Raw genomic sequence first — 6,655 nt, forward strand, 5'->3', positions numbered from 1 at the left:
AACTCCCGGCACCTCGCTGTGGTCCTCAGTCCGCTCACTCGGTTCGCTCCCTGCGGTCCTTGCGTCGGTGGGTTCGTTCTCACGCCTGCCCCTTGAGCCCCACCCGACTCGCACCGCGACCCGCACCTCACGCCTCCCCAGCCTCGCGGTTCGCGCTCGTCCGAGCGCTCACCGCGTCCCTCGCGCGCTGCTCGGCCGCGACGCGGCCTCGCAGGCGCGCCACCGCACCGCGGATCGGTCGTTCTTTAGACTGTACTGAACGAATCTTGTTCAGACGTGTGAACCATTCTGTAAAACCCTAGTTAGTGAATGTAGACTCCCGGCGAACCCTCCCGTAACTGGAACCGACGAGAAACGCCACCCGCTCCGGTGACGGAGTGCCGTTAGGACGTTTATTACCATATGCGGATGGCTACCATACGAGACTGTCAATGAGAACGAATGAAGGGTCACGTGGCTGCAGGGAGGCGATCAAGGCGACGATCGTCCGGTACGACGATCGGCCGGACGAGTGTACGCTTTATGTGGCGTCTCCCGTCGAAGGGAAACGGACGACCGAGTGGATGACGGCGAGTCGCGGTGGGTACGTCTCGCTCGGCATGTGGCGCTGAGACACCTCCTCAACCCGTTCGCCCGTTCCGTTGCCGTCACCTTACGTTCACCCCCGTCAACGGTACCGTCTCCGATCAGTTCCCCGAGTGGGCAGCCACGCCGGCACCGTCGTCCAGAGCATGCGCGTACAGCGAGAGGAGCTCGTCGACGATATCTGACCACGCGTAGGACTCCTCGATACGTCGGCGGCTGACCCGGCCCATCCGTTCGGTCGCCGCCGGGTCCGAGAGCACCCCCTCGAGGGTGTCGGTCAGCTCGTGGAGGTCTCCGGGAGAGACGAGCGCGCCGTTCGCCTCGTCGACGATCGAGGGGATCCCCCCGACGTCGGTCGAGACGATCGCGTTCGCTCCGGCCATCGCCTCCAGTACGGCGATCGGGAGCCCTTCCGCCCGCGTCGGGAGGACGTAGACGCTTCCCTCGCTGAGGAGGTCGCGTTTCCGTTCCTCGGACACGAACCCGACGTAGTCGACGGCGTCGTGATCCTCGGCGACGGCGGCGGCGTGATGCGAGAGCGGACCGCTACCGGCAATAGTCGCCCGAAACCGGACCCCGGCGTCCTGGAGTTCGTCGATGGACTCCGTCACCTCGACGATCCCCTTCCGCTCGATGTGGTTAGAGACGAACACGAGATGCGGCGGGTCGGCGGCGGGGTCGGGCGCGTACTCGTCCGGGTCGACCGCGTTGGGTACCACGACGATGCGCTCCGGGCGGGCACGCGCCGAGAGGACGTCCCGCCAGTGTTCCGAGAGGGCGACGATCGCGGTGCTGGCGTCGAACACCGTCCGCTGGAGGACGGCGGCCGGAATCGACGCGTCCTCGATGAACGTGTCGAACGACGAGCCGTGGACGTGAAGTATCACGGGTCGGTTCCACAGCACTGCCGCGACGAGGACGTAGGGCGCCGAGATGTAAAACGAGAACGAGTGGGAGGTGTGAACGTGAACGATGTCGGGACGCCGGCGGCCGAGGAACCCGATCCACACCAGCAGGACCGTCACCGCAGTCCGGAGGTACTCGATCGGCCGCTCCGGGGTTCTCACGGCAGTGTCGACGATGTCCAACGACACCCGGTCCTCGAGGTACCGCCGCTGCTCCGCGATGTACCGGCCGATACCTCCCGTTCCTTCCGTTCGGTATCCCGCCGGGCCGACGACGAGTACCTCCGTCGACGACGGGACGCTCGCCGCGGTCGACTCCGGCTGTGACTCCCCCTCGATTCCCTCGACGACGCTCATCGTGTCCTCCGACCGAACCCCGACCGCCCGCACGTGGTGTCCCCACCACACGTGTGATCGAACTGCCGGTCGCTCTCGTGATCGAATCCGCCCAAGCCGATATCCGGCCGACTGGGCGGAGAGTCGTCGTCCATACCGATACCTCCGCGGTCGTCAGTTTTGTTATCCGTCGACTACCGTCCCGACGTCACGGGATACTCCGGTTCCAACGTCACGAGGTCGTCGGTTACAAGGTCACGAGGTACTGCGAGTCCGCCTCCAGACGCGGCACGAGGGAGGACTCCAGGTCGCCCAGCGTGAAGAACAGGGCTTGAAGCCCGTTCAGGTCGTACCTGTGGAGGACGCCGTCACGTTCCAAGTGTCTGGTCAGTTTCGGCTTGTTCCACGAGTAGAACGGGGAGGTTCGAACCCCGCAGGTCTGCTCGATCGGTTCACAGCCACCCTCCTCGGAGCAGATCACCCCGTCGAACGTCTCCTCGACGACGTAGTCGAGGTCCATGCGGCTCTCGAAGTAGTGGAGGTGCGAGCAGGTGAGCCACGGTGTTCCGATATCCAGTATCAACGTGTCCTCTTCGACGAGTCGGGCGAAACAGCCGTCCTCGTGGTAGGTGTCGGAGTGGAGGCAGTCGTCGAACCGGTAGGGTCCCTCCACCAAGATCGACTTCATGGCGTCGTCGGTTCGGTAGTCGGCGTCCCGGAGGAACAACGGCCCGAAGGTCCCGTGTTTCGGCCGGGAGTACTGCTTGTGATACACCCCGGACGTAGCGAAGTAGTCCGTGAACCCCGGCGCGAGCACGCTCCGGAAATGCTCGTCGAGCTTCGACCGGAGAAACGCGTAGGGATCGGTCCCGAACGCCCGTTTGACGTCGCTCAGTCCGACGTGAACGAACACCTTCGAACGGCCCCCGCCGTGGCGGTCGAGCAGTTCGTCCAATCGAGAGGTCGGTACCTCGGAGGCGCTCCGTCGGCGGTTCGCCCGCTTGAGCGCCTGGTGTTTGATCAGGTTCGCGACTCTGCTCGCGTCAGTCAGTATTGGTGCCATGGGTCGGTTCTCGGTTCGGTCCTCTCGTGTCGCCGAGCTCCCGGACGGTCACCGTCGCCGTGACGAGTCCCGTCGTCGTTCTACGCCTCGTTCGGCAGGGGATATCCGGCTCACTTCGGTTCTGAGATCGCTCGTCGGACGTCGGGATCCCTCTCGGTCGGCTAATCCGACCATACTCGCCCATCGAGGGTCGGTAGTGTAGTTACGATCCACCTATCCGCCGATAGCGGGACGTTACTGGTCGGGATCCGATCGCGAACCCTCTCGGCGTCGTTTGTTCCCCACGCGGTCGAATAGAACGATTATCTGCTGGTATCGAGCCCGCGGTACCGACCGACATGTCCGCGACTGCCTCCGCTTCGACTTCGCGTTTTGATCGCTCAGTGTCGTCGTCGAGATCGCGTCCCGCGGCCAATCGAAGGTTTCGAACGAATGGTTTTCGCCGTGGTAGGAGATGTCTATTAATGGATATTGGTGTCCAAACGGCGTGTATGACGACATCGCGGCGTACCGCTTTTCAGTTGTACAGTGTTCGGGAGCATCCCGATTCGCTTTCCGAGATCGTTCGTCGCGTCGCCGCGAACGGGTACAACGGCGTGGAGTTCGCTCATCGGTTTCAGTGGGAACCCCCCGACGACATCGCCACTGTACTCGAGGAGACCGGGCTCGTACCGGTCGCGGTACACGCGGACCTCTCGACTATCGAAGACGCTCTCGCCGGTGAGGCCGACCTGTTGGAACGGAGTGCGACCGTCGGCTGTGACCGGCTCATCGTCCCTCACCTCGACTCGACACACTTCCGAACCCGCGAGTCCGTTCGCGCGCTCGCGGACCGCCTGAACGACGTGGCGACGGCCCTAGATGATCGAGGACTAGAACTGGGGCTGCATAACGACCGTAGTTGGCTGTGTCCGTTGCTGCCGGGCGGGGTCGAGACGCTCATCGACGCGACGCCGACACCGGACGGAGCGGCCGACTACATCCAGGAGGCGGGGCGGCGACTTCGGGCCCGGAACACGGGACCCGTCCCTCGCAGGACTCCGATCTGGTATCTCATCGCGGAGACTGATCCGGACGCCATCTGGTTCGAACTCGAAGTGGCCGAGCTCCATGTCGGCGGCGTTGCGCCGACCGAGGCGGTGTCGTTGCTCGACGGCCGGGTGGAGATGCTCCACCTTCGTGACGTGGCTCCGGGCCCGGGGCTCGGCGAGTATGAAAGCGTTCCTCACGGTGACGGCGTCGTGGATATGAAGCGCACGCTCGAAGCCGCGGGCGACGCCGGCGTCGAATGGGTGATCTACGAGAACGAACTGAACACGGCTCCCGAGGAGAAAATCGACGCCGGCAGACGGTTCTTCGATCGGACGCTCGGAGAGCAGGCCGCGACGACCGGGCTGGCTCACCGGACGGAAGCGCCTTGATTGAGACAGTGTATTTAAAAATATCGTGGCGTGGCGAGGTGCATCGGGCTCTCAATTGGCTGTGCTGAAAGCGGGCAGATCAAACGTGTCAGTTGTGTGAGTTTACAGAGAGATACGGTTTCTCATGCCGAGAACGATCGAGGGGTGCACGTGTGATATCCAGCGTCGGACCCTCTATCCGGGTCGTCAGCCGAAATCGTTCGGGCCAAGAAGGGTCGCAGCGGTCGAACGAGGAAGTGAGATAAGCGACCCATAACAAAACCCGCGACATCCGTTCAGAGGTGTATGACGGATATCAGTGTAATTATCCCCACGCTGAAGCCCCGGGACGAGGTCGAGTGTCTCACCTACCTGGATTCCAACTCGTTTTCGGATTACGAGGTCTGTATTCAGAGCGAGCCGACCGCTACGTCCGCCCGGAACGCCGGCATCGAGCGCGCGAAGGCGGACAAGCTGGTGTTTCTCGACGACGACTCCCGACCACGTGACGGCTACCTCTCCCGGATGTCGGAGCTCTTCGAGACCGAGACCGCCATCGCGGGCAGGACGGTTCACCCCCGCGACGACGTCTTCGCCGGAAAGCTCACGAAACACTACGACTTCGGAGAGGAACCACGCTACGTCACCCGGTTCTGGGGATGTAACATGGGGATCCACCGGGACGTGTTCGACGAGATAGGGGGGTGGGACGAAGGGATCCCGTGGGGCCACGAGGAACTCGAACTCGCGGAGCGGGTACTCACCGTCTCCCCGATATACTACGATCCGGAACTGGTGGTCGATCACGTCTACGCCGACTCGGTTTCGGATTACCTGACGAAGACGTACCGCCAAGAGGTGGAGCAACCGTACCTGTGGGACAAGGGAGGACGGAGCAGGCGCGACCAGTGGTTGACGATCCTCAGCGACGCGATCAATCCCACGAACTACGTCGGACTACCGGTGAGATCGGCCCTCCTTCACGGTGCCGGAACGGTGGCGCGGGCCGCCGGCCGCGTTCGAGGGATGCGCCGATGAGCCGCCGTCCCAATAGACCAGCGGGATCCGATATCCGCGACGGGTACGGACCGTTAGGAGACGGGATCGAACTCGCTCACTAGGCCCTGGGCCATGAGGCGGCGGGCGATCACGACGAGCCCGTTTCCGAAACCCTCACCGAAGATCGCTCGTTCCCGCGTCGTCTCCGGCGTGATTGTACTCACGAGGACAGTTAACCGGTCGACCAGGAGCAGCCGTCCGATCGTCGTCTCCTCCTCGTGGGGTTCCTCACCGAGTAACCACTCCACTCCGGCGACGAACGTCGTCGCGTTCGGCACGGTGGTTTGAATCCGCTCCTGTAGCGGGCCGGTCAACGCACCGATGAGTAGGTCGATATCCGCCTCGACGGAGTTGAGAGTTCCCACGAGGTCGTCGGTCAGCAACGATCCGTCGCCGATCACCAACACGATCTCGGCCGTGGCGGTGTCGATCAGCTCTTCCGCTCGGTTCTCGATCGCGTCCCGTCCGGCCATCGACCACAGCTGGTGGGCTGGGGTAGCGTCGTCTTCCTCTACGATCTCGATGGATTCAAGCGAGTCCTGTAGCCGTTTGATGCGGTCCTCGTACCGGTTCCGGAGCGTTTCGGTCGCTTCCTGGAGCGAGACCGCACGGAACCGCCGTGGGCTCGAGTGTTGCACTTCGACGAGGCCGTGGGACTCCAGCACCCGGATCGCATCGTACACCCGCGTGTGGGGTACCTCGGTCATCTCGCTGATTCGCTTCGCTGTTCCCCGTTCGACCCGTACCAACCCGACGAAACAGCGGGCTTCGTACTCCCTCAATCCGAACTGTTGGAGTACCGAGATCGCTTCTTCGGTTTTCTCTTGGGTGTTCATTGTGTTCTGAGGTTCCCGTCCGATCGAAGCGAACCGATCGGGTAGCCCGGAACCAGATGATCGTCTCTTCGGTTATGACGTGACGAGTCCTGTAACGGTTTACGAGTACGATAACTCGTCCTCGATCTGATAAATCTACCGGTGGTCAATATTGTAACCCGAATAGTGGTAAATTCCCCAGATTTCATCCGTTTCGGATAGAACAGCGCTCTAGTTTTTCAACTTCAACAGTCACAGTAGTATCGCATAGGAAATCCGAGATGTTGAGCTATCTTCCTTCGAGGAGAGAATCTCGCCGTTCACGGCGAGGAGGATGTCACCCACGGCTAAAGTCTCCGTCCAGATTGTACGCGACGCGGTACTCTTCCCGTAACTCGTATTCCGGATACCGTTCGTTGACCTCCTCGCCCGATAACACGGTCTGTGTCTGGTCGTGCCCCTCACAGCAGGTGATTACGGAAAATTCGAGGC

5 protein-coding genes and 1 pseudogene are annotated in these 6,655 nt (G+C 62.4%); 2 read left to right on the top strand and 4 right to left on the bottom strand.

The genetic code is table 11. The features are described from left to right. Positions 1–686: 686 nt before the first annotated feature. From GJ633_RS12660 to GJ633_RS18535, 3 genes and pseudogenes are all read right to left on the bottom strand, one after another. Positions 687–1,847 (bottom strand): glycosyltransferase family 4 protein, encoded by a 1,161-nt coding sequence (locus tag GJ633_RS12660; protein WP_156589118.1) that lies wholly within the window; start codon positions 1,845–1,847, stop codon positions 687–689. A gap of 226 nt (positions 1,848–2,073) precedes the next feature. After that, positions 2,074–2,889 carry an AAC(3) family N-acetyltransferase gene (locus GJ633_RS12665; RefSeq protein WP_156589119.1) on the bottom strand — a complete coding sequence of 272 codons (816 nt, stop codon included), beginning with the start codon at positions 2,887–2,889 and terminating at the stop codon, positions 2,074–2,076. A 305-nt stretch (positions 2,890–3,194) separates the two neighbouring features. Further along, positions 3,195–3,289, bottom strand: a pseudogene (locus GJ633_RS18535) (DUF955 domain-containing protein); the annotation flags it as partial. Between the two features lie 121 nt (positions 3,290–3,410). Here GJ633_RS18535 and GJ633_RS12675 point away from each other — a divergent pair. Together GJ633_RS12675 and GJ633_RS12680 are read left to right on the top strand one after the other, a co-directional pair. Further along, on the top strand, positions 3,411–4,310 hold the full coding sequence (locus GJ633_RS12675; RefSeq protein ID WP_197431333.1) for a sugar phosphate isomerase/epimerase: 900 nt from the start codon (positions 3,411–3,413) through the stop codon (positions 4,308–4,310). Between the two features lie 285 nt (positions 4,311–4,595). Then, the gene (locus tag GJ633_RS12680) at positions 4,596–5,327 is read left to right on the top strand and encodes a glycosyltransferase family 2 protein (RefSeq protein ID WP_156589121.1); all 732 of its coding nucleotides are present in this window, start codon (positions 4,596–4,598) and stop codon (positions 5,325–5,327) included. Positions 5,328–5,380: 53 nt separating this feature from the next. Here GJ633_RS12680 and GJ633_RS12685 read toward each other — a convergent pair whose 3' ends face one another. Continuing rightward, entirely contained in the window at positions 5,381–6,184 is an 804-nt protein-coding gene (locus GJ633_RS12685) for a TrmB family transcriptional regulator (protein WP_156589122.1), read from the bottom strand. Positions 6,185–6,655: the final 471 nt, after the last annotated feature.

The sequence above is a fragment of the Halorubrum sp. CBA1125 genome (assembly GCF_009742825.1).
Classification (GTDB): domain Archaea; phylum Halobacteriota; class Halobacteria; order Halobacteriales; family Haloferacaceae; genus Halorubrum.

What these genes read in the sequence shown, in the direction of transcription:
- GJ633_RS12660 (WP_156589118.1), bottom strand. Translation starts at nt 1,847, where the DNA reads ATGAGCGTCGTCGAGGGAATCGAGGGGGAGTCACAGCCGGAGTCGACC.
- GJ633_RS12665 (WP_156589119.1), bottom strand. Translation starts at nt 2,889, where the DNA reads ATGGCACCAATACTGACTGACGCGAGCAGAGTCGCGAACCTGATCAAA.
- GJ633_RS12680 (WP_156589121.1), top strand. Translation starts at nt 4,596, where the DNA reads ATGACGGATATCAGTGTAATTATCCCCACGCTGAAGCCCCGGGACGAG.
- GJ633_RS12685 (WP_156589122.1), bottom strand. Translation starts at nt 6,184, where the DNA reads ATGAACACCCAAGAGAAAACCGAAGAAGCGATCTCGGTACTCCAACAG.